This window comes from Pseudorhodoferax aquiterrae, assembly GCF_014652235.1.
Taxonomy (GTDB): Bacteria; Pseudomonadota; Gammaproteobacteria; order Burkholderiales; family Burkholderiaceae_C; genus Pseudorhodoferax; species Pseudorhodoferax aquiterrae.
Map to the genome: position 1 here is coordinate 1 of NZ_BMYK01000032.1, position 25,968 is coordinate 25,968.

At 71.7% G+C, this 25,968-nt stretch carries 30 protein-coding genes; 6 read left to right on the plus strand and 24 right to left on the minus strand.

Translation table 11 applies throughout. The features are described from left to right. Window positions 1-49: 49 nt before the first annotated feature. The 8 genes from IE209_RS28910 to IE209_RS28945 all read right to left on the minus strand — a co-directional run bounded on the left by IE209_RS28910 (window position 50) and on the right by IE209_RS28945 (window position 5,941). Window positions 50-427, minus strand: coding sequence for a hypothetical protein (locus IE209_RS28910; protein ID WP_189690346.1), 378 nt, complete (start codon window positions 425-427; stop codon window positions 50-52). Between the two features lie 18 nt (window positions 428-445). Next, window positions 446-763: a CcdB family protein gene (locus IE209_RS28915; RefSeq protein WP_189690347.1), complete on the minus strand. Its 318-nt coding sequence runs from the start codon at window positions 761-763 to the stop codon at window positions 446-448. Window positions 764-765: 2 nt separating this feature from the next. Next, window positions 766-1,044, minus strand: a complete 279-nt coding sequence (locus IE209_RS28920; protein ID WP_189690348.1) for a type II toxin-antitoxin system prevent-host-death family antitoxin — start codon at window positions 1,042-1,044, stop codon at window positions 766-768. Between the two features lie 51 nt (window positions 1,045-1,095). After that, complete coding sequence (locus IE209_RS28925; protein WP_229883113.1) at window positions 1,096-1,737, minus strand: ABC-type transport auxiliary lipoprotein family protein; 642 nt, start codon at window positions 1,735-1,737, stop codon at window positions 1,096-1,098. Continuing rightward, window positions 1,737-2,741 carry an MlaD family protein gene (locus IE209_RS28930; protein WP_189690350.1) on the minus strand — a complete coding sequence of 335 codons (1,005 nt, stop codon included), beginning with the start codon at window positions 2,739-2,741 and terminating at the stop codon, window positions 1,737-1,739. The genes IE209_RS28925 and IE209_RS28930 overlap by 1 nt, the downstream gene beginning before the upstream one ends. A 1-nt stretch (window position 2,742) precedes the next feature. Further along, window positions 2,743-3,552, minus strand: coding sequence for an ABC transporter ATP-binding protein (locus IE209_RS28935; protein ID WP_189690351.1), 810 nt, complete (start codon window positions 3,550-3,552; stop codon window positions 2,743-2,745). Continuing rightward, the gene (locus tag IE209_RS28940) at window positions 3,549-4,676 is read right to left on the minus strand and encodes an MlaE family ABC transporter permease (RefSeq protein ID WP_189690352.1); all 1,128 of its coding nucleotides are present in this window, start codon (window positions 4,674-4,676) and stop codon (window positions 3,549-3,551) included. Before IE209_RS28940 ends, IE209_RS28935 begins: the two co-directional genes overlap by 4 nt. Window positions 4,677-4,768: 92 nt before the next feature. Beyond that, a complete protein-coding gene (locus IE209_RS28945) occupies window positions 4,769-5,941 on the minus strand; it encodes a GNAT family N-acetyltransferase (protein ID WP_189690353.1) in 1,173 nt (390 codons plus the stop codon). A gap of 155 nt (window positions 5,942-6,096) precedes the next feature. On the opposite strand from IE209_RS28945, the gene IE209_RS34065 reads away from it, so the two are divergent. Together IE209_RS34065 and IE209_RS34070 are read left to right on the plus strand one after the other, a co-directional pair. Next, entirely contained in the window at window positions 6,097-7,338 is a 1,242-nt protein-coding gene (locus IE209_RS34065) for a cyclic nucleotide-binding and patatin-like phospholipase domain-containing protein (RefSeq protein WP_229883114.1), read from the plus strand. Next, window positions 7,335-8,093: a patatin-like phospholipase family protein gene (locus IE209_RS34070; RefSeq protein ID WP_229883115.1), complete on the plus strand. Its 759-nt coding sequence runs from the start codon at window positions 7,335-7,337 to the stop codon at window positions 8,091-8,093. Before IE209_RS34065 ends, IE209_RS34070 begins: the two co-directional genes overlap by 4 nt. On the opposite strand, the gene IE209_RS28955 is transcribed toward IE209_RS34070, so the two are convergent. From IE209_RS28955 to IE209_RS28980, 6 genes are all read right to left on the minus strand, one after another. Continuing rightward, a complete protein-coding gene (locus IE209_RS28955; protein WP_189690354.1) occupies window positions 7,995-8,624 on the minus strand; it encodes a LysE family translocator in 630 nt (209 codons plus the stop codon). The genes IE209_RS34070 and IE209_RS28955 overlap by 99 nt on opposite strands. A gap of 12 nt (window positions 8,625-8,636) precedes the next feature. Beyond that, a complete protein-coding gene (locus IE209_RS28960) occupies window positions 8,637-8,999 on the minus strand; it encodes a YfeK family protein (protein WP_189690355.1) in 363 nt (120 codons plus the stop codon). 1 nt (window position 9,000) lies between these two features. Then, window positions 9,001-9,507, minus strand: a complete 507-nt coding sequence (locus IE209_RS28965) for a GNAT family N-acetyltransferase (protein WP_189690356.1) — start codon at window positions 9,505-9,507, stop codon at window positions 9,001-9,003. Continuing rightward, a complete protein-coding gene (locus IE209_RS28970; protein ID WP_189690357.1) occupies window positions 9,504-9,959 on the minus strand; it encodes a metallophosphoesterase family protein in 456 nt (151 codons plus the stop codon). The genes IE209_RS28965 and IE209_RS28970 overlap by 4 nt, the downstream gene beginning before the upstream one ends. 59 nt (window positions 9,960-10,018) lie before the next feature. Beyond that, window positions 10,019-10,645: a LysE family translocator gene (locus IE209_RS28975; protein ID WP_189690358.1), complete on the minus strand. Its 627-nt coding sequence runs from the start codon at window positions 10,643-10,645 to the stop codon at window positions 10,019-10,021. A gap of 348 nt (window positions 10,646-10,993) precedes the next feature. Continuing rightward, complete coding sequence (locus IE209_RS28980; protein WP_189690359.1) at window positions 10,994-11,431, minus strand: YciI family protein; 438 nt, start codon at window positions 11,429-11,431, stop codon at window positions 10,994-10,996. 146 nt (window positions 11,432-11,577) lie between these two features. Here IE209_RS28980 and IE209_RS28985 point away from each other — a divergent pair, with 146 nt between their 5' ends. After that, window positions 11,578-12,327 carry a flagellar hook protein gene (locus tag IE209_RS28985; protein WP_189690360.1) on the plus strand — a complete coding sequence of 250 codons (750 nt, stop codon included), beginning with the start codon at window positions 11,578-11,580 and terminating at the stop codon, window positions 12,325-12,327. Between the two features lie 3 nt (window positions 12,328-12,330). Here IE209_RS28985 and IE209_RS28990 read toward each other — a convergent pair whose 3' ends face one another. The 7 genes from IE209_RS28990 to IE209_RS29020 all read right to left on the minus strand — a co-directional run bounded on the left by IE209_RS28990 (window position 12,331) and on the right by IE209_RS29020 (window position 17,516). Then, window positions 12,331-12,999 carry a DUF799 domain-containing protein gene (locus tag IE209_RS28990; protein WP_189690361.1) on the minus strand — a complete coding sequence of 223 codons (669 nt, stop codon included), beginning with the start codon at window positions 12,997-12,999 and terminating at the stop codon, window positions 12,331-12,333. Next, window positions 12,996-13,379, minus strand: coding sequence for a DUF4810 domain-containing protein (locus IE209_RS28995; RefSeq protein WP_189690362.1), 384 nt, complete (start codon window positions 13,377-13,379; stop codon window positions 12,996-12,998). The genes IE209_RS28990 and IE209_RS28995 overlap by 4 nt, the downstream gene beginning before the upstream one ends. Next, a complete protein-coding gene (locus IE209_RS29000) occupies window positions 13,376-14,050 on the minus strand; it encodes a CsgG/HfaB family protein (RefSeq protein ID WP_145552629.1) in 675 nt (224 codons plus the stop codon). Before IE209_RS29000 ends, IE209_RS28995 begins: the two co-directional genes overlap by 4 nt. Window positions 14,051-14,184: 134 nt before the next feature. Continuing rightward, a complete protein-coding gene (locus IE209_RS29005; RefSeq protein ID WP_189690363.1) occupies window positions 14,185-14,808 on the minus strand; it encodes a hypothetical protein in 624 nt (207 codons plus the stop codon). Further along, complete coding sequence (locus IE209_RS29010; RefSeq protein WP_189690364.1) at window positions 14,805-15,758, minus strand: MlaD family protein; 954 nt, start codon at window positions 15,756-15,758, stop codon at window positions 14,805-14,807. The genes IE209_RS29005 and IE209_RS29010 overlap by 4 nt, the downstream gene beginning before the upstream one ends. Window positions 15,759-15,760: 2 nt before the next feature. After that, window positions 15,761-16,561, minus strand: coding sequence for an ABC transporter permease (locus IE209_RS29015; protein WP_229883116.1), 801 nt, complete (start codon window positions 16,559-16,561; stop codon window positions 15,761-15,763). A 70-nt stretch (window positions 16,562-16,631) separates the two neighbouring features. Further along, window positions 16,632-17,516 carry a LysR substrate-binding domain-containing protein gene (locus IE209_RS29020; protein WP_189690365.1) on the minus strand — a complete coding sequence of 295 codons (885 nt, stop codon included), beginning with the start codon at window positions 17,514-17,516 and terminating at the stop codon, window positions 16,632-16,634. 74 nt (window positions 17,517-17,590) lie between these two features. On the opposite strand from IE209_RS29020, the gene IE209_RS29025 reads away from it, so the two are divergent. From IE209_RS29025 to IE209_RS29035, 3 genes are read left to right on the plus strand one after another with little or no spacing between them, the layout of a single operon-like run. Then, window positions 17,591-18,214: a pyridoxamine 5'-phosphate oxidase family protein gene (locus IE209_RS29025; protein ID WP_189690366.1), complete on the plus strand. Its 624-nt coding sequence runs from the start codon at window positions 17,591-17,593 to the stop codon at window positions 18,212-18,214. 32 nt (window positions 18,215-18,246) lie between these two features. Further along, the gene (locus tag IE209_RS29030) at window positions 18,247-18,834 is read left to right on the plus strand and encodes an IMPACT family protein (RefSeq protein ID WP_189690367.1); all 588 of its coding nucleotides are present in this window, start codon (window positions 18,247-18,249) and stop codon (window positions 18,832-18,834) included. Window positions 18,835-18,893: 59 nt separating this feature from the next. Beyond that, a complete protein-coding gene (locus tag IE209_RS29035) occupies window positions 18,894-19,517 on the plus strand; it encodes a Crp/Fnr family transcriptional regulator (protein WP_189690368.1) in 624 nt (207 codons plus the stop codon). Window positions 19,518-19,520: 3 nt separating this feature from the next. Here the strand turns inward: IE209_RS29035 and IE209_RS29040 are convergent, their stop codons facing one another. Genes IE209_RS29040 through IE209_RS29050 form a run of 3 tightly spaced genes read right to left on the minus strand, consistent with a single transcriptional unit; the run spans window position 19,521 to window position 25,919 of the window. Further along, on the minus strand, window positions 19,521-21,659 hold the full coding sequence (locus IE209_RS29040; protein WP_189690369.1) for a TonB-dependent siderophore receptor: 2,139 nt from the start codon (window positions 21,657-21,659) through the stop codon (window positions 19,521-19,523). A gap of 31 nt (window positions 21,660-21,690) precedes the next feature. Beyond that, the gene (locus IE209_RS29045) at window positions 21,691-23,796 is read right to left on the minus strand and encodes a TonB-dependent siderophore receptor (RefSeq protein ID WP_189690370.1); all 2,106 of its coding nucleotides are present in this window, start codon (window positions 23,794-23,796) and stop codon (window positions 21,691-21,693) included. A gap of 17 nt (window positions 23,797-23,813) precedes the next feature. Then, window positions 23,814-25,919: a TonB-dependent siderophore receptor gene (locus tag IE209_RS29050; RefSeq protein WP_189690371.1), complete on the minus strand. Its 2,106-nt coding sequence runs from the start codon at window positions 25,917-25,919 to the stop codon at window positions 23,814-23,816. Window positions 25,920-25,968: the final 49 nt, after the last annotated feature.

Sequence of the window (25,968 nt, forward strand, 5' to 3'; positions counted from 1 at the left end):
ACGCGCCTCGGCACGAGGCTGCCGACCCCTTCTTCACGAAAGATCCGGGCTAGCGCTTGGAGGGCGGCTTGGTCACGGCTTTCGGGGGCGGCTGGTCTCCCTCGCGCACCTTGACGCAGGACAGCGTGCCCACGCCGCTCGGGTACTGCACGTTGCAGCCCTCGTTGCCGTTGCAGACGGTGTTCGACGGCACGCTCACCGGCACGTAGAAGTAGCAGGCCACTCCGTCCGCGCCGTCCACCAGCTTGACCACCTTGGTGCCGGGGAACGGACCCTGCCATTCGCCGACGATGGACATGGGCGGCGAGGCGGCGGGTGCCGATGCGGCCGAGGCCACGGGGACGGGAACCGGCGCCTGCGCCAGGGCGGGCAAGCCAGCCCACACCATGGCCAGTGCCAACAGGATTCGCTGGTGGCGAAGCAGCATGCCCTGATGCATCGCCATTCAGAAGCCGCTGACAACCGCGTCCATCGCGCCCACGATCTCCGAAGCGAGGTGGGACACGTTGGCGACGGAATCGTTCAGCATCCGCGCCGCGAGCGGTGCCGCCAGATGCGGCATCAACGACAGGGGCTCACCATCGATTTCGATGGTCGGGCACAGGCTGACGGGCAGGCGGGCCTGACCGACGCCGACCCGCGACAGCGGCATGACCAGCCGTGTGTTCAGCGCATCGATCAAAGGACTCTGCACGTCGACCAGGTAGGGCACGCTGTGCCGCGATGCGGCGTGCGGATTGGCATAGACGTCGAACTGCGCCATCGTCAGTCCTGGGGCCAGGCCACCAATCCTTCGCACCACAGGCCGTTGGCCTCGTTGTGCCGGTTCTGCTCGTCGATCCACTGTTTGTACTGCGACCGGAAGGCGCGGCGCTTGGCCTCCATCGAGGTCGTCTGCTCCAGTGCCTGGAGCTCGGCGTAGCGCGCAGCAGACACCAGCACAGCGGCCACGCGCCCGTTCTTCAACACTTCGACCGGCTCGCGCTCGGCATGGCCGAGGTAGTAGCCGAAGCGGTTCTTGCCTTCCGTTGCAGTGATCCTCATCGCGCACCTCCAAGAATGGCTATTTTAGCCATTCGTCGTCGCACGACGGCCTCACCGCCCCACCGTCTCCAGCCACTGCGACAGCTCGGCCGCGGCCGCGTCCGTGGCCTCGGCCAGCGCGCGCACGCCGCCGGCCGCATCGGCCGTGGGCGCGGGACGTTGCACGACCACCTGGCGCTGGGCCAGCACCTGTTCGCCGGCCGGCAGGTTGTCGACCACGGTCGCGCGCAGGCGCACCAGGCCGGCGCTCTGCGCCGGCGCCGTGAACAGCTGGCTGAACTCCAGCAGCTCCACGCGCAGCACCAGCGGCTGGCGGCCGTCGTTGCGCAGCATGGCCGCGCCCTCGCCCGCGCTCACGACCGTGCGGCGCTGGCCCAGCTGCTCGCGCAGGCGCTGGCGCACCAGCTGCGCGGGCGGCATGCTCCAGCGCGCCTGGGCGTAAGGGCGCAGCTGCTGGGCGTCGGCGTAGCCCAGGCGGTACAGCACGGCCGTGCCGGCCTCCAGCGGGCCGCTGGCCTCGACTTCGTCCAGGGCCAAGGGCGCCAGCGGGGCGCGGCGGTCCATCGGCACGTCGGCCACGGGGCCGGGGCCGAAGTCGTACTGCGCCGGGCGCGTGGGCTTGTCGGGCAGGGCCGAACAGCCGGCCAGCAGCGCCGCCAGCAGCAGCGGAGAAAGGAATGCGGTGCGGCCCATCATCTGGCTCCTGCGGCAGCGGGTGGCGCGAAGCCCGGCTCGCCGGGCCCGGGTGGAACATTGCCGCTGCCGAAGATCAGCGACTGCGGGTTGTCGTTGATGCCGTTGACGGTGCGGCTCAACTGGCGCGCGGCGCGCGAAGCGTCCTCGCTCACGCGGTTCACGCGCGGCAGCGTGGCCGCGCCGAAGGTCTCGGCCACGCGCGAGAGCGCGGCCGTGCCTTCGGCCAGGCGGTCCAGCGGGCCGTCCTTCTGGTTCAGGCGGTCGGCGGTCTTGTCAATGTTGGTGGACATGCGCGCGACGTCGTCGGCCGCGGTGCGCACCGATTGCAGGCTGCGCGTGAGCTCCTGCATCAGGGCGGGCACGTTGGCCAGGGCCGGGTCCACGCGCTGGCGCAGCGTGCCGTCCAGCTGGGCGATGAGCTGGTTCACGTTCTGCGCAGCCACGCCGATGCGCTCGGTGGCCTGCGCCGTGTTGTCCAGCACCGCGCCGAGCTTTTTCTGGTTCTGTTCGCCCAGCACCTGGTTGATGCTGTCCAGCGCCTGCTGCACCTTGGCCAGCAGCTCCGGCGCCTGATCGGTCAGTTCGCCCAGGCGCGAGTTCTTGAGCGGCAGGCGCGGCACGCCGCTGGCACCGGCCGGCAGCGGTTGTGCGGCCTCGCCGGAATCGTCCAGCTGCACGAAGGCCAGGCCGGTGATGCCCTGGTAGCTCAGCGTGGCGAAGGTGCTGGGCGACAGCGGCGTGGTGTCGTCCACCGTCAGGCGGATCACGATGTTGCCGGGAACGTCGGGGTCGAAGCCGATAAAGGTGACCTTGCCCACGGCCACGCCCTTGTAGCGCACCGGCGCCTGCGGCTGCAGGCCGGTCACGGTGTCGCTGGTGGACAGCTCGTAGGTGTGGCTGCTGCCGCTCTCGCGGCCGAGCCAGACCGCGAGCGCGATGAGCAGGGCGGAGACCACCAGCACGAAGATGCCGGCGGCCATGGCATGGGCTTTGTTTTCCATCTCAATCCTTTTCGGTGGACACCGGCGCGGGCACGATGCGCTCGATCGGCGTCATGGCGCGGCGGCCGCGTTCGCCCTGGAAGAAGTCGCGCACGAAGGGGTGGTCGTAGGCGGCCACCTCCTGCGGCGTGCCGTGCACGAGCACGCGCTTTTCGGCCAGCACCAGCACGCGGCTGGACAGCGCGAACAAGGTGTCCAGGTCGTGCGTGACCATCACCACGGTCAGGTTCAGCTCGCGGTGCAGCGAGCGAAGCAGCTCGACGAATTCGTCCGAGCCATGCGGGTCCAGCCCGGCCGTGGGCTCGTCCAGCAGCAGCAGCGGCGGGTCCATGGCCAGCGCACGCGCCAGCGCCACGCGCTTGACCATGCCGCCCGAGAGGTCGGCCGGCATCTTGCCGGCGTGCTGTGGTCCCAGGCCCACCATCTGCAGCTTGACCAGCGCGGTGTCGTAGACGAGATCGTCGGGCAGGCGGCGCAGCTCGCGCAGCGGAAACGCGATGTTGTCCAGCACGCTGAAGGCCGAAAACAGCGCGCCCTGCTGGAACAGCATGCCCACGCGGCTGGCGGCGCCGCGCCGGCCCAGCTGCGCGGCCGGCTCGCCCAGCACCGTGACTTCGCCGCGGTAGGGTTTCTCCAGCCCCAGCATCTGGCGCAAGAGCACGGTCTTGCCGGTGCCCGAGCCGCCGACCAGCGAGACCACCTCGCCGGCGCGGATCGACAGTTCCAGGTCCTTGTGGATCACCACCTGGTCGCGGCCCTGGCCGAACGCGGTCCACAGGCCCTGGATGGAGACGACGTCCTCGGAACTCATATGCCGACGCTGCGGAAAGCCACCGCGAACAGCGCGTCGACCAGGATCACGGCCGTGATGGCCGAGACCACCGAGGCCGTCGTGCCCTGGCCCAGGCTCTCGGTGTTGGGCTTGACGCGCAGGCCGTAGTGGCAGCCGATCAGCGCGATCAGGATGCCGAACACGGCCGACTTGCTGACCGCCAGGGACAGGTTGGCCGCGCTCACGGCATCGGGCAACGCGCGCACGAAGTAGGCCGGCGTGATGCCCAGCGCGAGATCGGCCGCGAGCATGCCGCCGGCCATGCCGGCCAGCGTGGTCCAGGTGGCGATCAGAGGCATGGCGATGGCCAGCGCGATGGCGCGCGGCAGCACCAGCCGGAACCCGTGCGCGATGCCCATCACGCGCATGGCGTCCAGTTCCTCGGTCACGCGCATCACGCCGATCTGCGCCGTGATGGCCGAGCCCGAGCGCCCGGCCACGAGGATGGCGGCGAGCATGGGCCCGAGCTCGCGCACCAGCGAGACGCCCAGGATGTTGACGATGAAGGATTCGGCGCCGAACTGGCGCAGCTGCAGCGCCGTGAGGTAGGCCAGCACCACGCCGATCAGCGCACCGACCAGCGCGGTGATGGGCAGCGCCATGGCGCCCATCTGGTACAGGTGGCCGGAGATGTCGCGCCAGGGGCCGTACTGCGGCCGGCGCGCGAAGCGCAGCGCGTCCAGCGCCAACTGGCCGATCAGGCGCACACCGCTCTTGAGCTGGCCCAGCCCCTGCAGCACGCTGGCGCCCAGTGTGTCGATGGTCTGCGCGAAGCCGCCGTCCGGCTCCACCTTGCGCGTGCAGCTGAATTCGGCCACGCGCTCGAGCATGCTGCGCTGCTCGGGCAGCAGCGCCAGCCGGGCCGGCCATTCGCGGCCCCAGTGGTTCCAGAGCAGCTGCGCGCCCAGGTGGTCGAGCCGCTCGATCTGCTGCAGGTCCCAGCCGGCCGTGGCGGGCAGCGCGGCCAGGGCCTGGCGCACGCGCGCCAGCTGGTTGCCGCCCGCCAGGTCCGACGCCGTCCAGCGGCCCGTCAACACGGCCTGGCGGTCGTCGCCCGGCCCGGAGGCAGCGATGTGCGGTGATGACGGGGAAGCAGCGTCCATGCAGGCAGGATGGGCGGTGTACGGCAGGTGCGGCGAGGCCGGCATCGTACCAAGCCGCTTCGCGCCCGCCGTAGGACCGCGGCCATAGCCGTCTACAGGCTTTTGCGGTACTGGATGAAGCCGGCGTTCTGCGCCACGCGGTCGTACAGCAGCCGCCCGGCCGCATTGCTCTCGTGGGTGAGCCACCAGACGCGGCTGGCGCCCTGGGCGGCCGCGTGTGCGTAGACGGCCTCGATCAGCGCGCGGCCCACGCCGCGCCCGCGCGCGGCCGGCACCGTGAAGAGATCCTGCAGGTAGCAGTAGGGGCCCTCGGTCCAGGTCGAGCGGTGCAAGATGCAGTGCACGATGCCCAGCAGCTCGCCCGCGGCATCGAAGGCGCCGATGGCGTGCATGGGCTCGGCCGGGTCGAGCAGGCGTTGCCAGGTGCGTGCGTCCTGCGCCTCGCCCAGGTCCACCTTGTAGAACTGCTGGTAGCCGCGCCACAGCGGCAGCCAGGCGGCCTGGTCGGCGGCCACCAGCGGGCGCAGCTGCACGTCGGCGCGGGCCGCGCCGCTGTGCGCCTCGCGCAGCGCGGCCAGGCCCTGGCGCTGCTGGCCATCCGCGTCGAAGTTGTCCGGGGCCAGCCAGGCCTCGAAGGCCGCGCGCACCGCCGGCCAGTCGCCGTCGATGATGGCGAACCAGGCGGTGTCGCGGTTGCGGCCCTTGGTCACGATGGCCTGGCGGAACACGCCCTCGAACGTGAAGCCCAGGCGCTGCGCGGTGCGGCGCGAGGGCGCGTTCAGGCTGTCGCACTTCCATTCGTAGCGGCGGTAGCCAAGTTCGTCGAACACATGGCGCATGAGCAGGTACTGCGCCTCGGTGGACACCGGCGTGCGCTGCAGGTGCGGCGAGAACATCACGTGGCCGACCTCGACCACGCCGTTGGCCGGATCGATGCGCATGAGCGCGAGCGTGCCCACGGCGCGACCGCTGGCCGCATCGATGACGGCGAAGTGCAGCGGATCCTCGCTGGCCGCCATGGCCTCGGCGTGGCGCCGCCAGGCCGCCGCGTCGGCGAAGGGTTCGCTGGCCATGTAGGTCCAGGCGCGACCGTCGGGCGCGTCGGTGTAGGCGGCGTGCAGGTCGGCCGCGTGGCGCTGCGGGTCCAGCGGTTCGAGCCGGCACAGGCGGCCGGCGAGGGTCACGCGCTGCGGGCGCGGGCGCGGCGTCCAGTCCGGCACGGCGGCGCCGATGGGTTGGTCGAAGGCATTCACGCGCTGGGTCATGGTGGGTGGTTCCGGTCAAGCAGACAGCGGCCGAAGCTACCTGCACACCGGCCCGCTGCAAAGAGCCAATCCTGCCATGCGCGGGGGGACCAAGCCGCCCCGCCCCCACGCCTACAATTTGCAACCGCCCCGCCCTGTCCCCTTCCTCCAGGCCCATGGACTCCTCGACGGCACGCCAGCGCTTTCACGACGAACTGCTCGCCCGGCACCTGTCGACCATCTTCGGAGAGGTCGAGCCGACCGCCCTGGCGCACCTGCGCCGCCACCTGCGCTGGATCGAGATCGCCGGCGGCGAAACGCTCATGCACCAGGGCGAACAGGGCGACTCCATGTACCTCATCGTCAGCGGCCGGCTGCGCGCCTACGTGCGTGGGGCCGACGGCAGCGAGCGCATGGTCGGCGAGATGGCGCGCGGCCAGACCGTGGGCGAGATGAGCCTGTACACCGGCGAGCCGCGCGCGGCCACCGTGGTGGCGGTGCGCGATTCGGTGCTGGTGCGGCTGGGCAAGTCCGAGTTCGTGCCGCTGCTGGAAAGCAGCGCCCAGGTGTCGATCGCGCTGACGCGCCAGATCGTGCAGCGCCTGAAGGGCGAACACCGCCAGCAGGCGCACGAGCGCCCGGTGGCGATCAGCCTCGTGCCCATCACCGACGGTGTGGACGCCGCAGCCTTCGCCGCCGAACTGGCGCGCCAGGTCGGCGAACGGCTGGCGCTGACCCAGGGCCAGGGCCGCGTGCGCATCGTCGATGCCGCGCAGGTGCACCAGGCCCTGGCCGATGCCGGCGTCTCGCTCGACGATGCCGATCCCGAGGCCCGGGCCGACGCCAGCCGCCGCGTGGCCTTGCTGCTCGACGAGATCGAAGCCACCCACGACGCCGTGCTGCTGCTCGCCGACGCCAGCCCCACGGCCTGGACCCAGCGCTGCTGCCGCCACTGCGACGAGCTGCTGCTGCTCGCCGATGCCGGGCAGCCGGTGGCGCTGCACGCGGTCGAGCAGCAGTTCCTCATGCACCGCCCGCCACGCACCGAGGTGTCCGAACTGCTGGTGCTGCTGCACCCGGCCGAGCGCCGCGCGCCGCAGGGCACGGCGGCATGGCTCGCACGCCGGCCCCTGGCCGGCCACGTGCACCTGCGGCCGGCGCTGGCGCGCGACATGGCGCGCATGGCGCGGCTGCTCACGCGCACCGCGGTCGGCCTGGTGCTGGCCGGCGGTGGCGCGCGCGGCTTCGCCCACCTGGGCGTGTACCGCGTGCTGCGCGAGCACGGCGTGGAGATCGACTGGGTCGGCGGCACCAGCATCGGCGCCGTGATGGCGGCCTACGTGGCCTCCGACCAGGGCCTGGAGACGGTCATGGCCAACGCGCGCAGCGCCTTCGCCGTGAACCCCACGGGCGAATGAACCTGTTCCCGCTGCTCTCGCTGTTCAAGGGCGTGCGGCTGCGCGGCGTGCTGCGCAGCGCCGTGCAGTCGCTGGTGGGATTCGATGCCGACATCGAGGACCTCTGGAAGAACTACCACTGTGTGGCCACCAACTACTCGCGTGCCAGCGAGCAGCGCATCGCGCACGGCAACCTCGTGCAGGCGCTGCTGGCCAGCATCTCGATCCCGGGCGCGCTGCCGCCCGTGGTGCGCGACGGCGAGCTACTCTGCGACGGCGGCACCTTCAACAACTTCCCGGTCGACCAGATGCGGCGCATGCGCGGCGTGGGCTACGTGATCGGCGTGGACCTCAACATGCGCAGCCCGACCCAGGTGCCGCCCGGCGAGCTGCCCGGCAACATCAGCCTGTGGCGCGACCGGCTGCGCCCGCCGGCCCGCCGGCGCTACCGCCTGCCTTCGCTGCCGACCTACCTCATGACCGTGACGGGGCTGTACAGCATGTCGCGCCAGACCCAGGCCCAGCAGGGCTGCGACCTGTACTTCCACCCCTCGCTGGAACGCGTGGGCATGCTGCAGTGGAAGAGCATCGACCAGATCGTGGCGCGCGGCTACACGCACGGCAAGACGGTGGTCGCCAGCGTCGACGCGGCGCAGCGGCGCCTGCTCGGGCTGGGCTCAGCGCCGGTTGCCCAGGGCCAGGATGGACAGGCCGGACACGACGAAGGTCGCGCCGGCGCCGATGTTGAGCCAGGCCGTGGCGCGCGGCCGGCGTGACAGCCAGCCCGACAAGCGCGCGGCCGATGCGCCCAGCAGCGAGAAGATCACGGCCGTGAGCACCGCGAAGATCGCGCCATAGGTCAGCATCTGCAGCGGCACCGAACCGCGTTCCGCACTCACGAACTGCGGGAGGAAGGCCAGCACGAACAGGCCCGGCTTGGGGTTCAGCACATTGGACAGCAAGCCCGTGGAAAACACGCGCGGCAGGCTTTGCCGCGCCGCCGGCGTGAACGAGATGAGGTTGCGCGCGCGCAGCGCCTTGAAGCCCAGCCACAGCAGGTAGGCCGCACCGACGATCTTGATGGCCCAGAACGCCAGCGGCGAAGCCTGCAGGACCAGCGTGAGCCCCAGCGTGGCCGCCAGCGTGTGGACCATGATGCCGAGCCCGGCGCCGACCGAGGAGGCAATGGCCGCGGCGCGGCCCTGGCCCAGGCCACGGCTCAGCGCGAGGATGTTGTCGGGCCCGGGCGACAGCACCACGAGCAGCGTGGCGAGCAGGTAGGCGAACAGGATGTCGGTGGGGAACATGGAACGTCTCCTTCAGGGTTTCTTGCGCCGCAGCTCCTGCAGCCGCTGCTGCAGCCAGGCGCGGCTGTCGACCGGCCCGGCGCCCGCGCAGCGCACGCGGTAGGGCTGGCCGCTCATGCTGCTTTCGGCGGCGGCCAGGCCGATGAAGTCGTCGGTGCTGCGGATGGCGTCGCGATTTTCCAGGTAGTCGCGCTTCTTCTGCAGGTGCGCCACGGCCTCGTCCGCCGCATGCCAGCGGCCATTGCGCTGGAACTCGCAGCCCGAGGCCTGCAGCCCCGCGAGCAGCGCGTCGATCTCGGCCTGCACAGGCGCGGGCGGCGGCGCGGCCTGGGCCAATGCACAACAGCACGAAAGGACAGCGACCACGCCACGCATTTCAGGACCTCGCCAAGGCGTATAGGCGCAGCGAACGGTCGCCGACCGGCACCATGCCCTGGAAGTGGAAACCCAGCGCGCCCAGCAGCTTGGTCGAGCGCAGGTTGGTCGGGGCCGTGATGGCCAGCAGCCGCGGCAGCTGCAACTCACGGAAGGCATGCCAGAGCACGGCCTGGGCGGCCTCGCGCGCATAGCCCAGGCCCTCGTGCTGCTGCAGCAGCGCAAAGCCGATGTCGGGCGCCGGCAGGGCCTCGCGCTGCACCAGGCCGCACAGGCCGAGCGCGGTGCCGTCGCCGCGGCGCTGCACCAGGTACATGCCGAAGCCATGCCTGGCATAGGGCGCGAGGATGTGGGCCGCGATGTGGGCCTGCGCCTCCTCGGGCGTGCGCACCCCGCGGTCGCCGATGTGGGCCAGCCAGCTCGGCTCGTTGAGCAGCTGCAGGTAGAAGGGCGCGTCGTCCAGCGTCAGGCGGCGCAGCGTGAGGCGCGGGGTCTCGGCGACGTTCATGCGATGTCCTGGATGCGCGCCCTCACGTCGCCGCCATCCACCAGCAACTCGGCGACCGCGATCGGCAGCGTGAAGCGGCGCGGCCCGCAGCTGCCCGGGTTCACGTAGAGCACGCCGTCCTCGCGCGCGATGCGCGGCTTGTGCGAATGGCCCGTGACGACCACCTGCACGCCGGCGGCCGGATCCAGCCGCAGCTGGGCCAGGTCGTGCAGAACGCACAGGCGCAGGCCACCGATGTCGGCCACGCAGGTCTCGGGCAGGCGTTCGGCCCAGGCGCCGAAGTCGTTGTTGCCGCGCACGGCCGTCAGCGGCGCGATCGCGGCCAGCTGGTCGAGGATGGCGGGGTCGCAGATGTCGCCCGCATGCACGATGTGGTCGCTGCCGCGCAGGAAGGCCAGCGCCTCGGGGCGCAGCAGGCCATGGGTGTCGGAGAGCAGGCCGATGCGGAACATCGGCGCAGTATGCAGGAAGGCCGCCAGCGCGCCATCGGCGCATGCCCTGGCTGGCAGCCTCAGACCGGCCGGCGCGCCAGCAGCGCCCAGACGCCCGCGGCCGACAGCAGCGCGCCACCGCCCAGGTGGAAGCGCCGCTGCGCGCGCGGCGAGGCCAGCAGCCGGCGCGCCGCGCCCGCGAACACCGCGTAGAGCGTGGCGTTCAGCGTGGCCAGCGCCACGAAGGTCGCGCCCAGCACCCACAGCTGCGGCGCCACGGCAGCCTGCGCGTCGAGGAACTGCGGCAGGAAGGCCACGAAGAACACGATGCCCTTGGGGTTCAGCGCCGTCACCAGGTAGGTGTTGGCGAACAGCCGCCAGCGCGATTGCGGTGCGGCGGGCGCCGCCATCTCCGTGGCGGACACGCCGGCCCGCAGCAACTTCAGGCCCAGGTACAGCAGGTACAGCCCGCCGGCCAGCTTGACGGCCGTGAACCAGAACGCCGAGGCGGCCAGCAGCGTTCCCAGGCCCAGCAGCGAGACCACCAGCGCCGTCGAGTCGCCGAGCGCGACGGCCGCCACGAGCGGGACATTGGCGCGCCTGCCGTGCGCGACCGAATAGCTGATGACGGTCAGGATGGTCGGGCCCGGGATGACGAGCAGCACCGCGGACGCGCCGACGAAGGCGAGCCAGAGTTGGAGGGACATGGTGGCAGTGGCGGGGGGAGCGGGGGCCCGAGCTTATGCGCAGTCCGCCTGCGGCGCCACTCTTTGCCTTCCGCGCCGCTAGGAGCGTGGGCGGCAGAAATCCGGCCCCGCGTGCGGCCTGCAAGGGGGCGCAGGCGAGGCGCCGGACGAAGCGCAGGCTGGCCGCCTGCGCGAGGACGGCAACGACGCATGCGCCCCCTTGCAGGCCGCACCCTTCGGGCCGGGGCGATTGGCAGCGCCATCCTTCGTTGCCGGCTCGTTGTGTGGCAGGCCACACGGCCTCACCGGCGCCTCGGCTGGCACCGCCACTCGCCCCGGCGCGGGGCCGGATTTCTGCCGCCCACGCTCCTAGGCTGCGGACTGCTGCTGCGCGGCCACCTGCTCGCGCAGCCGCTCTTCCTGCGCCCGCAGCTCGGGCGTGAACGCCTCGCCGAAGTCCTCGGCATCGAACACCTGGCGGATCTCGAGCTCGGACTCGCCGGGCATGGGGTTGGGGCAGCGCTTGGCCCAATCGATCGCCTCCTGCAGCGAGGCGCACTGCCAGAGCCAGAAGCCGGCGATGAGCTCCTTGGTCTCGGCGAACGGGCCGTCGACCACCGTGCGCGCCGGCCCCGAGAAACGCACGCGCGCGCCGCGCGCACTCGGGTGCAGGCCCTCGCCGGCCTGCATCACGCCGGCCTGGACGAGTTCCTCGTTGTAGCGGCCCATCGCGGCCAGCAGCTCCGTGCTGGGCATGACGCCTGCTTCGCAGTCGGCCGTGGCCTTGACGATAACCATGAATCGCATGTCGCTCTCCTTGTAGAGGGTGGAACAAAGTGTCTGGTACGCGCACGACGCGCGAGCCCGGCCGTTTTCGACATGGGTCGAACAGGCCGGCATTCGCCGGCCATTTCCGGCCTTGGCGCGGCGGGGGCCTGACTATGCTTGCCGCCATGCGCACCGGCACCATCTCCGTCGACAGCGTGCTCGCCCAGGCCCAGGCCAAGCTGGCCAGCAGCACGCAGCAGCCCACCTCCACCGACAAGGGTGCCGACACCGAGGCGCTCGGCAAGATCTCGCCGGTGCTGGCGCAGGTGCAGGAGCGCATTGCAGCGCAGGCGCAGACCGTGACGGCCTCGCTCTCGGCGCTGGGCAGCTTCAAGTCCGGCCTGGTCGACCTGGGCACGGCGGCCAAGGGGCTGGGCGCCCTGTCGGCCGCGAGCCCACCCGAGGCGATCCAGGCAGCGCTGACCAAGCTGGTGACGGCCTACAACGCCACGCTGAAGGCCGGCGCGGCCGTGGGCGGCGACGCCGGTGTCGGCCGCACCGAGCGGGCCATGGACAAGGCCCTCGCCGCACTCGACACGCCGCGCGGCAACCTGGCGAAGCTGGGCATCGCCCGCCAGGCCGACGGCACATTGGCGCTGGACGGCGGCGCGCTGGGCAAGGCCGTCGCCGGCGGTGCAGCCGGCGTGGTGCAGGCCCTGGCGACCCTGGGCGACGGCCTTGCCGGCGCCAGCACCCAGGCGCTGGCCGACGAGGGCCGCTTGAGCGACTACCTGGCCCGCCTGGACAAACGCGCGCAGGCGCTGAAGGACCAGCAGGCCGCCGTGCTGAGCACGGCGAACAAGCTCTCTGCCGTCAGCAGCGCCAGCAGCAGCCTGAGCGCCATGGCGCTGGCGGCCTACCGCAACGCCGGCTGAGCATCAGCGCGCGTTGCCGGGCACCTGCCCGTACAGCGGCGAGCGCGGACCCGGCAGCACGCCGTCCAGCCTGGGCGCGCCCAGCAGGCGCTGGCCTGCGATGCCGGCGTAGTTGTAGGCCGCGTCGGTGCTGGTGTTGACGATCTGGTGCACGATGGCCGTGACCAGCATGCCGATGAGCCCGCCCTGCGACTGCTGTTGCTCGGCCGACGAGGCCGTGGCCTTGCCGGCCCACAGCTGCGCGCCTGTGCGCAGGTCGACGATGCGGGCTTCGGCCGTCACGCGCGTGTCGCTGGCCACCAGCTGGTAGCTCGTGCCGTACTGCGTGATCCGGATGTAGACCGCGGCATCGGCGCCGAAGAACTCGCGCAGCTTGGCCGGCGCGATGGCCTGGGCGTCCTGCGCGGTCTGCACGCCATTCTGGTGGAAGGTCTCGTCCACGAGCGCCACCGGCAGCACGTAGTAGCCGGCCTCGGCCAGCGGCAGCGTGGTGTGCGACCACAGGGCCGCCGTAGCCTTGACCTCGGGCGAATCGTTGAGCGGCGGCAGCACCAGCAGCGTGGCCGGCTTGGCCTGCTGGAAAGCGCTGTAGTCGTAGGGCGCGCGCTGCGTGGCGCAACCGCTCAGCAGCAGCGCGGCCGCGGCGGCCAGGGTGGCCAGACGGAGCTTCATGACGGATTGGCGGAAACGGGCTGGGCGGCGGCACCGCCATCCAGCCGCTTGAGCAGCTGGTCCATGTAGGGCGCGGACTCGGGGAAGGCCAGCTTCTCGGCCTGCCAGCTCGCGCGGGCCTGCTCGGCCGCGCCGACGGACAGCTGCAGCATGCCCAGATGCGCACGGAAGCCCGGCGGCAGCGCGGCGCCTGCGGCGCGCGCCTTCTCGGCATGGGCCTGCATGGCCTGGATCTGCGCATTCGGGTCGGCGCCCGAGCGCTGCAGCACCTCGTACTGCTGGCGCGGGAAGCCCTCCCAGGAGTACAGCGGCTTGTTCGGCGCAGCACAGGCCGACAGCAGCAATGCGCCGGCCAGCGGCGCGAGCGTGGCGAGGTTCACTTGCGCTCCTGGCCCCAGCGGCCGGCGTCGCGACCGGCCACCAGCGCATCCACGGCCTCGCGCATGGCCAGGTCGAGCACCTTGCCGTTCAGCGTGGCGTCGTAGCCGGCGGTGCCGCCGAAGCCCAGCACCTCGCGGTTGGACAGTGCGTACTCGCCGGCGCCGCCGGCCGAGAACACCACCTCGGAGGTCAGCGTGTTGACCACGTTGAGCGTGATCTTGGCGTAGGCCACCTGCTCCTTGCCACGGCCCAGGATGCCGAACAGCTGCCGGTCGCCCACGTCCTTGCGGCCGAACTCGGTGATGTCGCCCGTCACCACATAGGAGGCGCCGCGCAGCTGCTGCGCCTGGCCCTGCAGCTTGGCTTCCTGGGCGGCCTCGGCCATGTTGTCGCGGTCCAGTACCGAGAAGCGCTGCGACTGCTGCAGATGCGCGATGAGCACGGTCTTGGCCTGGCTGCCCAGGCGGTCCACGCCGTCGGAGAACACGCCGCGCATGAAGCTGGAGCGGTTGTCGAACTTGCCGACCGCGATCGGCAGGCGTGGGCCGTTGTAGGGCGTGGCGGCGGAGGCCACCTGGGCCACCTGCACGGTGCGCGAACTTTCGGTGGCACAGCCCACCAAGGCCAGCGTGGCCACAGCAGCCATCGAAACGGCCAGACGTCGTTGCATGGAAAAGCTCCGGTTCAAGAAGACAGACCCCAGCCGCGGAACGGCGGGGCAGGAAATTGTAGACAGGGCAATCTTGTCGAGCGCTTGAATGCAATGTGTCGCCGGACAGGCGGCGTCCCGGGGCCGCCGGACGCTCAATCGACCAACGCGATACGGCGCCGGATGCGTTGCGCCGCCTCGGCATCGCCTGCCGACTCGGCCCCGCGCAACTGGGCGCCGAGCCAGGCCAGCAGTGGCCGGCGCCAGCCCTGGCCCGAAGCGGCCTGCACGGCCGCCGCGACGTCGGCCGGAGCGGCATGGCCCTGGCGCAGCAGCACCGCCGTGCCGACCAGCCGCGCCAATGGATCCTGCGGCTCGGCCCCGAGCGAACCGCCCATGGCCACCGCGCGGTGCTGCGCCGGCAGCAGGTCGATCTGCGCTGGCAGGACCGTGCCGTACAGGAAAGCCGCGTAGGCCTGCTCCGCCGGCGCGGCATCCGCCGCCAGCGCACCGTAGGCCGGGCAGCCGTCCAGGTCCAGGCTGGCCACGCGCGCGGCACAGAGGACGATCTCGGCCCGGGCCAGCAGCGCCGGCTGGCCGGTGCGCGCGATCTCGCTGCGGGCGCGCGCCATCTCGGCCTCGGCCACGCGCGTCTCGCCGTTCAAGGTGGCAGCCACGGCGGCCTGCAGCGCGCCATGGGCGTTGGCTTGCCAGTCGGGCACGGGCGGGCGCGACGCGCAACCCGCCAGCAGCAGCACGGCCAGCAGCGCGCCTCTCATGGCAGCTTGATCTCCGTGTCGCGCGCGAACGGCCATTTGCGGTTGACCTCGCCCAGCAGCGCGTCGACCCGGCGCAGGCTGCGCTCGACTTCGGCGCGCAACGGCGCCAGGTCGGCCGTGGCCGCACGCGCGTTGGCGCCCACGGCCTGGGCCTCGACCAGCACCGCGTCGAGCTGCCGCAGGCTCGCGCGTGCATCGGTCAGCAAGGCATTGACCTGGCGCAGCATGGCCTGCGCGTCGTCCACCACCCCCATCTGGCCGAACAGGCGCCGGTCGGCGTTGCCCACCAGTTGGTCGGTGCGGCCCAGCAGCGCATTGGCGCGGTCCAGCGTGGCGAGCAGCTTTTTCGCGTTGTCTTCACCGCCCAGCGCGGCGCCCAACACGCCGTAGCGGCCGTTCAGCCCGTCGCTGAGCCGGCGCAGGTTGGCCAGGCCGGCGTCGACGTGGCCGCCCTCCTGCGTCATGCGTTCCAGGTTGCCGACCAGCGCCTGCATGGTGGCCACCAGGCGCGGGATCTCGGCGCTCACGTCGCCGCGCAGCACGGGCCGCTCGGCCCCCGGCGGCAGCGGTGGATCGGTCAGCACGCCGGTGAAGGCGCGCAGCCGCGCCTCGCCCACCAGGCCGCGCTCCAGCGTGTAGATGCTGGTGCTGCGCAGCCAGCCCACGTCCTTGGACGCCACAGCCACGACGATGCGCACCTTGGCATCCTCGGCCAGCTCGATGCGGCGCACGCGACCCACCGGGAAGCCGGCGAAGGTCAGGTCCATGCCCACGCTCACGCCCTCGGAGTCGTCCGCCAGCAAGCGCAGCTCCTGCGTCTCCTCGAACACGCCGCGCGCATAAAGCAGGTAGGCCACGGCACCGCACAGCAGCACCAGCACCAGGGCCAGCAGCACGCCGGCCTTGAAGCCCACGTGGCGCGGCGGCGGAGCCTCTTGCAAACCGTCCATGGCTACAGGAATTTGAGCGCCAGCGCAGCGGCCTGCAGCAGCACCAGCACTGCGAGCACGCGCCGCGTGCCGCTGCGCACCGCGAAGCCGCCGGCACGGCGCTGCGTGCGTGGCTCCTGCAGCGCGCTGGCCAACGGCACCACGGCCACGGCGAGTGCGAACAGGCTGGTCTTGAGCGCCAGCGCCAGGCTGACGGCCGGGTCGAACACGCGGCCCACCATGCGCGTGTAGGCCTCCAGGCCCCAGGGCGAGAAGCCGTAGGCCACCGTGTACGCCAGCACCAGGGCCAGCACGCCGCTGACGACTGCCAGCGCCAGCACCGCGAAGCCCAGCGCCAGCACGGCGGGCACCAGCTCCAGCCGCCAGCGCCGCGCGGCGATGGACGATGGCTCCAGACCGCCGGCCGCATCCGCCGCCGGCAGCAGGTCGCCGGCCAGCGCCACGCGCAGCAGCACGAACAGCGCAGCGCCCAGCGGCACCAGTTCGAGCACCAGCACGCGCACCACCATCTCCAGCGCGAACTGCGACAGCCCGTAGCTCTGCGCCGTCACCACCAGCGTGCGGATCAGCGCCAGGCTGATCAGCGCGCTCAGCAGCGCGAACCAGGGCAGGGTCAGCCAGGTCGTGGCGTGCAGCAGCCGCGCGGTGGCAGCGCGGCTGCGCGCGTCATGGCTGGACGGCGACAGCGCATAGACCGCCGCCACGGCGCCGAACAGCAGCACCGCCCACCACTGCGCAAGCGTGCGCCGCACGCGGCCGCCCGAGGGCGTCGGCGCTGGCGGAAACGGAAGGCTGGCGGGCATCGGACGATGATAGCGAGCGGGCATGCCCGGCCTGGGCGGCGTCCGTGCGCGGCCTGGATGCCGCGCCGCGCTATGCGCCCGCCCCGTCTTCCAGCCATGCCAGGAAGGCCTGTGCGGCCGGCCCGGCATCGGGCGCCTGGCCGATGTAGTAGCGCTCCAGCGGCAAGCACAGTGCCGGCAGCGGCGCCTGCAGCCGGCCGCTGGCCAGGTCCTGCACCACGGTGCTGGCCGGCGCCAGTGCCAGGCCCAAGCCGTCCAGCGCGGCCTGCAGCACGAAATGCAGGTGGTCGAAGTGCAGCCAGCCGGCCGGCCGCAGCCGCGCCAGGCCGGCCAGGCGGCGCCAGCGCGCCCAGTCTTCGCCACGCGAATGCGATGCCAGCAGCACATGGGCGGCCAGGGCCTGCGGCGTGGCCACCGGCCGCTCGCGCAGCAGGGCCGGCGCGCCGACGACCAGGGCCTCGTCCTCGAGAAAGGGCTGCAGCCGCAAGCCTGGCGGCCAGCCGTCCAGGCCGCGTCGGATCGCCAGGTCGAACGGCTCGGCGCCGACCGCGCCCGGCGTCTGCGTGCTGGTGACGACCTGGGGCACGATGTCCGGGTGCAGCGCCACAAAGCCGGGCAGCCGAGGGATCAGCCAGCGCACTGCGAACGAGGGGCGCACGTTCACGCGCACGGACTGCGCCGGCGCCGGCCCGCGCGTGCCTTGCGCGGCCAGCGCGATCTGCGCCAGCGCAGGTTCCACCTCGGCATGGAAGCGCTGGCCGGCCGGCGTCAGCAGCAGCTGGCGGATCCGGCGCTCGAACAGCGGCGTGCCCAGGAAATCCTCCAGCGCGCGCACCTGCCGACTCACGGCGCCGTGCGTGACATGCAGCTCGGCTGCCGCGCGCGTGAAGCTCAGGTGCCGCGCTGCCACAGCGAAGACGCGTACGGCGTTGAGCGGCGGCATGCGGGAGGCCATGCGTGACATCTTCTCACGCATGGCGGGCCGCGATCTCGTTTGCCGCCGTGCCTGTTGCCGGCCACCATGGCGCCATGGACACCACCCCCGACCCCCTGCACACCGCCGCACAGCTGCAGGCCCTGCTGGGCCCGACGAGCCCGGCCGCCCTGCACAAGGAAATCGACCACGTGCATCCGCTGTACCGCCGCTGGATCGAGGCCGCGCCGTTCGCGGTGCTGGCCACCAGCGGCCCCGGCGGACTGGACGCATCGCCGCGCGGCGACGCCCCCGGCTTCGCCGTGGTCGAGGACGCCAAGACCCTGCTGCTGCCCGAGCGCCGGGGCAACCAGCGCGCGGACAGCCTGCGCAACATCCTGACCGATCCGCGCGTCGCCTTGCTGTTCCTGGTGCCCGGCCTGGGCGAGACGCTGCGCGTGAGCGGCAGCGCCCGCATCCGCACGGCGCCGGACCTGCTGACGCGCTTCGCCGTGCAGGGCAAGCGGCCGTTCTGCGTGCTGGAGATCGCGGTGCAGTCGGTCTACTTCCAATGCGCGCGCGCGATCCAGCGCAGCGGACTGTGGCAAACGGCACCGCCCCGCGCGCAGCTGGATCTGCCCACGCCCGGCGCCATCCTGTCGGCGCTCACGCAGGGCGGCTTCGACGGCGCGGGCTACGACCGCGAACTGCCGGCCCGCCAGCGCGCCACGCTGTACTGAAACCGCCAGGCCGCGCTGGGTAAGCTCGGCCCATGCCGCAGTCGATCGCCCGCACCGTCCAGCACGAACTCGTCATCAAGAAGAGCCGCTTCCTCGGCCAGGTCCAGCCCGTGGCCGACCGCGCCGAGGCGCTGCGCGTGGTGGCCGCCTTGCGCGCCGAACACCCGGGCGCAGCCCATGTGTGCTGGGCGCTGCTGGCCGGTGGCGACTCGGCCGCGGTGGACGACGGCGAGCCCGGCGGCACCGCCGGCCGGCCCATGCTGCACGTGCTGCGCCAGCAGGACCTGGACGGCGTGCTGGCCACGGTGGTGCGCTACTTCGGCGGCGTGAAGCTGGGCGCCGGTGGTCTCGTGCACGCCTACACCGATGCCGTGGCACAGGCCCTGCTGCTGGCCGACAAGGTGGCGCTGGTGCGCTGGCAGCCGCTGGCCTGCCTGCTGCCCTATGCGCTGGAAGGCGGCGTGCGCCGCGCGCTCGAGGCGGCCGGTGTGCGCGGCCTGGCCGTGGAGCACGGGCCGCTGGTGCAGATGCGTTTCGAGGTGGCCGACCACGCCGCAGCCGCATTGCGCGACCGGCTGAACCAGCTGGGCCAGGGCCGCATCGGCTGGCCCGCGGCCTGAATACGCAATCCTTGCGCTAGCGCAAATCCGGCCCGGCCGGGCTGGTCCACAGTTGCGCCATGCCCCTGCCTGCCGCCCTCCTGCTCGACGCCACGCCCCGCCATGCGCCGGCCGGCGCGCTGCTGGCCGCGCGCCAGGCCGTGCCGCAGGCCGCCCTGTACCTGCAGGAGGGCCGCGTCGTGGCGGGCCTGCTGCAACGCGGCAGCCTGCGCCGCCGGCTGGTGCAGTTCGAGGCGCCCTGCTGGCTCGATGCGGCCTGCGCGTTGCTGAACCGGCCCTCGCCCTGCGACTGGGTCGCGGAGACGCCGGTCACGCTGCGCACGGTGCCCGCCACCGTGCTGCGCCAATGGCACACCACGCTGCCCGAGGCGGCCGCCCGCATGCTGGTCGACATGGCGCTGGCGCAGCGCCGCCAGGCCGAGGCCGCGCTGGCCCTGCTGGTGCAGGACGCCGAGGCCCGCTGCGCCCAGTGGCTGCTGCAGCACGCCAGCCGGGCCGACGACGGCCGCGTGCGCATCGCGCTGCAGCAGCGCAAGCGCACCATCGCCGCGCAGTTGGGCATGGCGCCGGAGACCTTCTCGCGCGTGCTGCGCCAGCTGCGCGAGCGCGGGCTGGTGCTGCAGAGCGGCGCACAGCTGCTGCTGCCGGACCCCGACGGCCTGCAGCAGATCGCCGCCGCCTGAAGCTCAGAACCGGTAGGTCGCGCTGGCCACCACGTTGCGGCGCGCGCCCCACCAGCAGTCGCCGCGCGACAGGCAGGTGCTCACATAGGTCTTGTCGGTGGCGTTGTTGACGTTGAGCGCGAAGCGCCAGGTGTCGGTGTCGTAGGCGAGCAGCAGGTCCAGCAGCGTGACGGAGGGCACGCGCGGGCCGGAACTGCCGCCCGACTGGTCGGTGAAGCTGCTCATGAAGCGCAGGCCTGCACCGGCCGAGAAGCCGCTGATGCCGGCGAGCGCGAAGCGCTGCTTGGCCCACACGGCGGCCTGGCGGCGCGGCATGCCGCCGAGCTTCTCGTCCGCATCGGTGTAGTTGAAGTGCGCGATGACATCCGTGTTCCTGGCCACGGTGGTCTTCATCTCCAGTTCCACGCCCTTGTTGCGCGTCTCGTCGAGCAGCACGCCGTAGCGCGGATCGGTTGTATCGCCGATCGTGCGGTTCTTCTCCTTGAGCCGGTAGACCGAGGCGGTGAAAGCCATGGGAACGCCTTCGGGCAGGTATTTCACGCCCGCCTCCACCTGCTCGCCGCGCAAGGGCTTGAGCAGCCCACCGGCCGCGGTCTGGCCGGCCTGCGGGGTGAACGACTCCGTGTAGCTCAGGTAGGGCGACCAGCCCGCGGGCAAGGCGTACATAAGGCCCAGGCGCTTGGTCGTCGCGGTCGTGGTTTCTTTGGCCCCGCCATCGGTGCTGGCCGTGGCGCGGTCGTGCCGCAGGCCGGCCACGAAAATCCAGCGGTCCAGCTTCATCTGGTCCTGCAGGTAGACGCCGATGTTGCGCTGCGTGGTGCCGGGCTGGTCCACGAGGTTGCCGCGGTCCGGCACATCCACGCCATAGACCGGCGCGTAGGCATCGATCACGCTGTACTGGTAAGCCCCCTGGCGCTTGTGCTCGCGCTGGCGCGAATAGTCCAAGCCGGTCAGCAGGGTGTGCTGCACCGCGCCGGTCTGCAACCGGCCTTCGGCGTGCGTGTCCACGCCGGTCATGCGGGTGCGCGTGATGGTGCGGCTGTAGATGCGCTCGATGAGCCGCTGGTTGACCGGGTCCACACTCCAGCCGCCCGGCGGCACGTCGGCGCCATTGCCGAAGAAGTTGGCGTAGAAGTAGTCCGAGTCGTTCTCGTTGCGCGACGTGCGCAGGTTCTGGCGCAGCGTCCACTGGTCGTTGAAGCGGTGCTCGAACTGCCAGCCGAAGGACTTGCGGTCACTGTCGTAGCCGTCGCCCGGCTCGCCGATGAAGCGGCTGGTGGGCAGCTGGCCGTTCGGGTTGGACAGCAGCGTGCCGGCCCAGGGGAAGAACTGCGAGGTGCTGCCCGTTTTGTCCTTCTGCCAGAAGCCCTGCAGGATCAGCGAGGTGGCGCCATCGGGCCGCCAGGCCAGCGAAGGCGCGACCAGCGTGCGGTCGTCGGGCACATGGTCGACCTGGGTGTCGGCCTGGCGGTGCAGCGCGACCAGCCGGTAGGACCATTGCTCGGACAGCGGCCCCGTCAGGTCGGCCTGTACCTGCTTGCGGCCCCAGCTGCCGAACTGCACGCCGACTTCGCGCTGCACTTCCTGCAGCGGCCGCTTGCTGACCATGTTGACCACGCCGGCCGCCGTGCCGGCGCCGAACAGCATGCCAGCCGGGCCGCGCAGCACCTCGATGCGCTCCATCGTGTAGGGGTCGGGCCGCGTGGTGCTGGTGTACCAGCCGGCCGAGTTCTGCTGCAGCCCGTCCAGGTAGATGCTGGGCTCGGTGCCGCGGATCATCACCGAGTCGGCGCGCGAATCCAGGCCATAGCCGTCCGAGCGCACGCCGGCCGCGTAGGTCAATGCGTCCTGCAGGTTGGTGGCGCCCTGGTCGACCAGTTGGTCGCGCGTGATGACGGTGACGGACTGCGGCGTCTCGGCCAGCGGCGTGTCGGTCTTGGTCGCCGTGGCGGCGCGCTTGGCGCGGTAGCCGACGACGGGCGAGGTGGCGGTCTCGCGTTCGGCGTTGGCGTTCACGCGGATCTCGCCGAGCGTGCCGGCGCTGGGTTCGGCTTGCTGCGCGAAGGCTGGCAGGGCATGGACGAAGGCCAGCGCGGCCAAGGTGGCCGCGCGGCGCGCGAAAGGAGCTTGTGCGATGGACATGGTGTTCAAGGCTTCAGGTTGGAAAGGGGGCTCACCAGCTGTAGCGCGCCGTCAACGTGGCATTGCGCTCGTCGCCGTAGAAGCAGGCATAGGTGCAGTCGGCCAGGTGGTTCTTGTCGCCCAGGTTCTTCACGTTCAACGCGAAGCGCCAGGGGCCGGTCTCGTAGCGCAGGGCGGCATCGAGCAGCGTGAAGGCCGGCACGTTGAGCCCCGCGACCGTGGTGGCCTGCGCACCGACGCGCCGCACGCCCAGGCCAGCGGACAGACCCGGCAGCAGCACGAAACGGTGGTCGACCCAGACCGAGGCCGTGTTGCGCGGCACCGAGGTCGGGCGGGTGCCCAGGCTGGTGGTGTTGCTCCGCGTCACGCGCGCATCGATCGCGCCGAGCGCGGCCGTCACATCCCATTGCCGGTTCAGGCTGGCGCGCGCCTCCAGCTCGAAGCCCCGGGAGCGGACCTCGCCGGTCTGGATCGAGAAACCCGGATGCGCCAGGTCGGCCGTCGTGACGTTGGTCTGCGTCAGCTCATAGACCGCCGCCGTGACCAGCAGCCTGGTGCCGGGCGGTTCGTACTTGAGGCCCAGTTCGTGCTGCATGCCCTCGCTCGGCCTGAACGCGCGGCCCCGGTGGTCCATGCCGGAGACCGGCTGGAAGGAGCGCGTATAGCTGTAGTACGGCGCCAGGCCGTTGTCGAAGCGGTACAGCAGGCCGGCGCGTGGCGTGAAGGCGTGCGATCTGTCGTCGCTCGCCGAGCGGGCGCCGAGCGCCGACACGCTGCTGCCCTCGTTGTGCGCCTTGTCGTAGCGTGCGCCCAGCAACGCCACCCATCCCGTGCCGAGCTTGATCTGGTCCTGCAGGTACAGGCCCAGCTGGCGCGCCGCAGCGGTGGCGCGCGACCCTGTGGCAGCCAGGTTCACGCCGCTGCCGTAGACCGGGTTGTACAGGTCCAGCGCGGCCACGGTACCGGTGCGCTGCGCGCGCTTGAAATCGCGGTCGCTGAAGTCCAGGCCCGCCAGCAGCAGATGGTCCAGCGGACCGGTGCGCAGGCGGCCCTGCAGCTGGTTGTCCAGGCTCCAACCCTTGTCGGTGTCGTAGCGCACCGTCGCGTCGCGCCTCACCGTGCGCAAGCCGGTCGCGGCATCGGCACGGCTGGCGATCGAGGCGTAGGCGTTGTCGGCCGTGTAGTCGAACACCAGCAGGTTCTGCTTGAGTGTCCAGTCCTCGTTCAGCCGGTGCTCCAACAGCCAGCCGGCGGTCTTGCCCTCGGTGTCGAAGTGGTCGAAGCCCGGCTCGCCCACGAACAGATCCCGCGCGATGCGGCCGTTGGGGTTGGGCAGCAGCGTGCCGTCGTAGGGCTTGCCGTAGTCGTAGTTGCTCTTGCCCTTGTTGTAGCCGGCCAGAAGGGTCAGATCGGTGTCGGGCGTGAGCTTCCAGGCCAGCGCCGCGTTGAGCAGCCGGCGGTCGTCGGCGATCCCGGACACCATGGCGTCGGCATTGCGCGCCAGCGCCGTGATGCGGTAGCCCACGCGCCCGTCCTCCGTCAGCGGGCCGGCCAGGTCCACCGCGGCCTGGCGCCGGTTCCAGCTGCCGGCCTGCAGCTCGACCTCGCGCAGCGGCGTGGCCGTGGGCCGCTTGCTCACGAGGTTGATGATGCCGCCCGGCGCGGCCTGGCCGTACAGGATCGAGGCCGGGCCCTTGAGCAGCTCAACGCGCTCGAAGCCGTAGAGCTCCATCGCGCCGGACAGCGAGTTGATCGGGAACTTGCTGCCGTTCAGGTACAGCGGCGCCTGGCCCGTCACGTTGAAGCCGCGCACCGTGAAGCTGGTCGAGATGCGGCGCTGCGAACCGCCCGACAGCGGCGTGATGCCGGCCGAGTAGCCGAAGGCCTGGTCCAGCGAGTCGGCCGCCTGAGCCTCGATCTGGTCCCGCGTGACCACCGTGATGGACTGCGGCGTCTCGACCAGGGCCGTGTCGGTCTTGGTGCCGGTGGCACTGCGCCTGGCCACGAAGCCCCTGGCCGGGCCGCTGGCGGTCTCGCCCTCGGCGGTGACCTTGACTTCGGGCAGGCTGGCGCCGGTGTGGGCCCAGGCCGGCACGCTGGCCGCCGTGGCGAAGAGCAGCACGGATGCGGTTTTCATGTTCCCCCCTTGCGGTTTCAGTAGCGCAGCTTCAGCGCCAGCACCGCACTGCGCGGGCTGCCGTAGAAGTTCTGCCTGGCAAGGCCGGAGACCTTCTCGTAGTAGGTCTTGTCGAACAGGTTGTCGACGCTGAGGCCCAGTTCGACGTGGTCGTTGAAGGCGTAGCCCAGCTGCAGGTTGGCCAGCGCGTAGTTGCCGGAGACCAGGCGCAGGCTGCCGGCCTGGGCGTAGAAGCTGCTGCGCCACGAGATGCCGCCGCCCACGCTGAAGCCGCGCAGCGCGCCTTCGCGGAAGGCGTAGTGGCTGGACAGGTTGACCACGTGCTTGGGCGTGGCCGGCGCGAAGGCCAGGCCCAGTTGCGTGGTCGGTGCCTTCAGGTACTCGGTCTTGGTGTAGGCGTAGCCGGCCAGAACATCCCATCCCGGCGCCAGCTGCCCACTGGCCTCCAGCTCCAGGCCCTCGCTGCGGACTTCGCCGCCTGGAATGTAGGCAGTGCTGGCCGTGGGATCGCTCATTGCGCGGTTCATATCGTCGATGCGGAACAGCGCGGCCTGGGTCTGCAGCCGCTTGTTGAGAAACTCGCCCTTCAGTCCGAGCTCGATCTGCTTGGCACTGCGCGCGGGCAGCACCTGGCCGGACCTGTCGCGCTGGCTCTGCACGACGAAGCTCTCGGCATAGCTGGTGTAGGCCGTCCATTGCGGCGTGAGATCGAACAGCGCGGCCAGGTTGGGCGTGAACTGGCGGCCCGGCCTGCTCGGCGGCGTCACGGTGCCGTTGTAGTTCTCGACCTCGACCTCGGCCCAGCTCCAGCGGCCGCCGGCCAGCAGCCGCAGCCGCTCGGTCACGCCGAACTGCGCCTGGCCGTACAAGGCGGTCTCGGTGCGCTTGGTGTTGCCCGTGAAGCCCGGCAAGCTGAGTTGCGGGTAGGCCATGTCGATGTAGCCCGGCGCGAAGATGTTGCCCGTCGACGGCGGGCCGTAGACGTAGTTGCCTTCTCCGCTCTCGCGCTGGTTGTGGTTCAGGCCCAGCAGCAGCCGGTGCGCGCGGCCGGCCAGCGTGAACGGCGTCGCCAGGTACAGGTCGGCGCTGCGGTCCTGGAGTTCGCCCTTCAGGTCCACCGTCTCGAAGGCGAAGTTGCCGTTGGCGGCCACCGCGCCATTCGCGCGGCCCGAGCGGTAGAAGTTCTCGCGCCGCACGTCGCGCAGCGCGGCCTTGACCATGCCGCCGTTGTCCAGCCGGTGCTCCAGCTCGGCGAACAGATCGCGCGTGTCCAGGTCCTGCCGGTTGGCGCGCGTTCCGACCACGGTGCTGCGCGGCACGTCCAGCAGCTGGCCGGTGGCGTAGGCCGGCAGGCCCTGGTCGACCATGGAGCGCACGCGCTGGCGCGTGGCACCGACCGACAGCGTGGTCGAGGGCGCGAGGTCCAGCTCCAGCGTGCCGTAGGCCGCGTGCTTGTTGGAGAACAGCAGGTCGACGAAGCTGTCGCGACGGTCCTCCACGACCACCACGCGGCCACGCAGCGTACCGGCGGCGTTGAGCGGGCCGGTCAGGTCGGCCTCCACCCGGCGCAGGCCGAAGGATCCGAGTTGCGCGCCTGCGCCGATCCGCAGCGTTCCGAGCGCCCGCTTGCGCACGAGGTTGACCGCGCCGCCCGGCTCGCCGGCGCCCTGCAGCAAGCCGGCCGGTCCGCGCAGCACCTCGACCCGGTCGTACAGCGCCAGGTCCAGCGCGGTCGCGTAGTTGGGGCCTTGCGCGATGGGCAGGCCGTCGAGCAGCACGGCGCCGATGTCGAAACCGCGTGCCTGGATGGTGTTGTAGTTGCCCGCGCCGTCCAGCCGCGTGATGTTGACGCCCACGGTGGACTTGAGCGCGTCTTCCAGCTTGGTGAAGTTGCGGTCGTCCAGCTGCTGGCGCGTGATCACGCTGATGGACTGCGGCGTCTCGCGCGGCGACAGGCCGGTCTTGCCGATGTCCAGCGTGCGTGTGACGTACGTGCCTTCGGTGGTGCTGCCCGAGTCGGTGACGCGCACCTCGGGCAGCGCCTGGGCGGCGGCGTGGCCACAGCAGGCCAGCCAGGCCAGTGCAGCGGTGGCGGCCCATGGGCCGGCGGTGTCTCGCGACATGAAAAGCTCCCTCCAGAAGTCGGTTCGGAGCAAGACACGTGGCGGCGGC

What these genes read in the sequence shown, in the direction of transcription:
- IE209_RS28910 (WP_189690346.1), bottom strand. Translation starts at nt 427, where the DNA reads ATGCTGCTTCGCCACCAGCGAATCCTGTTGGCACTGGCCATGGTGTGG.
- IE209_RS28915 (WP_189690347.1), bottom strand. Translation starts at nt 763, where the DNA reads ATGGCGCAGTTCGACGTCTATGCCAATCCGCACGCCGCATCGCGGCAC.
- IE209_RS28920 (WP_189690348.1), bottom strand. Translation starts at nt 1,044, where the DNA reads ATGAGGATCACTGCAACGGAAGGCAAGAACCGCTTCGGCTACTACCTC.
- IE209_RS28925 (WP_229883113.1), bottom strand. Translation starts at nt 1,737, where the DNA reads ATGGGCCGCACCGCATTCCTTTCTCCGCTGCTGCTGGCGGCGCTGCTG.
- IE209_RS28930 (WP_189690350.1), bottom strand. Translation starts at nt 2,741, where the DNA reads ATGGAAAACAAAGCCCATGCCATGGCCGCCGGCATCTTCGTGCTGGTG.
- IE209_RS28935 (WP_189690351.1), bottom strand. Translation starts at nt 3,552, where the DNA reads ATGAGTTCCGAGGACGTCGTCTCCATCCAGGGCCTGTGGACCGCGTTC.
- IE209_RS28940 (WP_189690352.1), bottom strand. Translation starts at nt 4,676, where the DNA reads ATGGACGCTGCTTCCCCGTCATCACCGCACATCGCTGCCTCCGGGCCG.
- IE209_RS28945 (WP_189690353.1), bottom strand. Translation starts at nt 5,941, where the DNA reads ATGACCCAGCGCGTGAATGCCTTCGACCAACCCATCGGCGCCGCCGTG.
- IE209_RS34065 (WP_229883114.1), top strand. Translation starts at nt 6,097, where the DNA reads ATGGACTCCTCGACGGCACGCCAGCGCTTTCACGACGAACTGCTCGCC.
- IE209_RS34070 (WP_229883115.1), top strand. Translation starts at nt 7,335, where the DNA reads ATGAACCTGTTCCCGCTGCTCTCGCTGTTCAAGGGCGTGCGGCTGCGC.
- IE209_RS28955 (WP_189690354.1), bottom strand. Translation starts at nt 8,624, where the DNA reads ATGTTCCCCACCGACATCCTGTTCGCCTACCTGCTCGCCACGCTGCTC.
- IE209_RS28960 (WP_189690355.1), bottom strand. Translation starts at nt 8,999, where the DNA reads ATGCGTGGCGTGGTCGCTGTCCTTTCGTGCTGTTGTGCATTGGCCCAG.
- IE209_RS28965 (WP_189690356.1), bottom strand. Translation starts at nt 9,507, where the DNA reads ATGAACGTCGCCGAGACCCCGCGCCTCACGCTGCGCCGCCTGACGCTG.
- IE209_RS28970 (WP_189690357.1), bottom strand. Translation starts at nt 9,959, where the DNA reads ATGTTCCGCATCGGCCTGCTCTCCGACACCCATGGCCTGCTGCGCCCC.
- IE209_RS28975 (WP_189690358.1), bottom strand. Translation starts at nt 10,645, where the DNA reads ATGTCCCTCCAACTCTGGCTCGCCTTCGTCGGCGCGTCCGCGGTGCTG.
- IE209_RS28980 (WP_189690359.1), bottom strand. Translation starts at nt 11,431, where the DNA reads ATGCGATTCATGGTTATCGTCAAGGCCACGGCCGACTGCGAAGCAGGC.
- IE209_RS28985 (WP_189690360.1), top strand. Translation starts at nt 11,578, where the DNA reads ATGCGCACCGGCACCATCTCCGTCGACAGCGTGCTCGCCCAGGCCCAG.
- IE209_RS28990 (WP_189690361.1), bottom strand. Translation starts at nt 12,999, where the DNA reads ATGAAGCTCCGTCTGGCCACCCTGGCCGCCGCGGCCGCGCTGCTGCTG.
- IE209_RS29000 (WP_145552629.1), bottom strand. Translation starts at nt 14,050, where the DNA reads ATGCAACGACGTCTGGCCGTTTCGATGGCTGCTGTGGCCACGCTGGCC.
- IE209_RS29005 (WP_189690363.1), bottom strand. Translation starts at nt 14,808, where the DNA reads ATGAGAGGCGCGCTGCTGGCCGTGCTGCTGCTGGCGGGTTGCGCGTCG.
- IE209_RS29010 (WP_189690364.1), bottom strand. Translation starts at nt 15,758, where the DNA reads ATGGACGGTTTGCAAGAGGCTCCGCCGCCGCGCCACGTGGGCTTCAAG.
- IE209_RS29015 (WP_229883116.1), bottom strand. Translation starts at nt 16,561, where the DNA reads ATGCCCGCCAGCCTTCCGTTTCCGCCAGCGCCGACGCCCTCGGGCGGC.
- IE209_RS29020 (WP_189690365.1), bottom strand. Translation starts at nt 17,516, where the DNA reads ATGGCCTCCCGCATGCCGCCGCTCAACGCCGTACGCGTCTTCGCTGTG.
- IE209_RS29025 (WP_189690366.1), top strand. Translation starts at nt 17,591, where the DNA reads ATGGACACCACCCCCGACCCCCTGCACACCGCCGCACAGCTGCAGGCC.
- IE209_RS29030 (WP_189690367.1), top strand. Translation starts at nt 18,247, where the DNA reads ATGCCGCAGTCGATCGCCCGCACCGTCCAGCACGAACTCGTCATCAAG.
- IE209_RS29035 (WP_189690368.1), top strand. Translation starts at nt 18,894, where the DNA reads ATGCCCCTGCCTGCCGCCCTCCTGCTCGACGCCACGCCCCGCCATGCG.
- IE209_RS29040 (WP_189690369.1), bottom strand. Translation starts at nt 21,659, where the DNA reads ATGTCCATCGCACAAGCTCCTTTCGCGCGCCGCGCGGCCACCTTGGCC.
- IE209_RS29045 (WP_189690370.1), bottom strand. Translation starts at nt 23,796, where the DNA reads ATGAAAACCGCATCCGTGCTGCTCTTCGCCACGGCGGCCAGCGTGCCG.
- IE209_RS29050 (WP_189690371.1), bottom strand. Translation starts at nt 25,919, where the DNA reads ATGTCGCGAGACACCGCCGGCCCATGGGCCGCCACCGCTGCACTGGCC.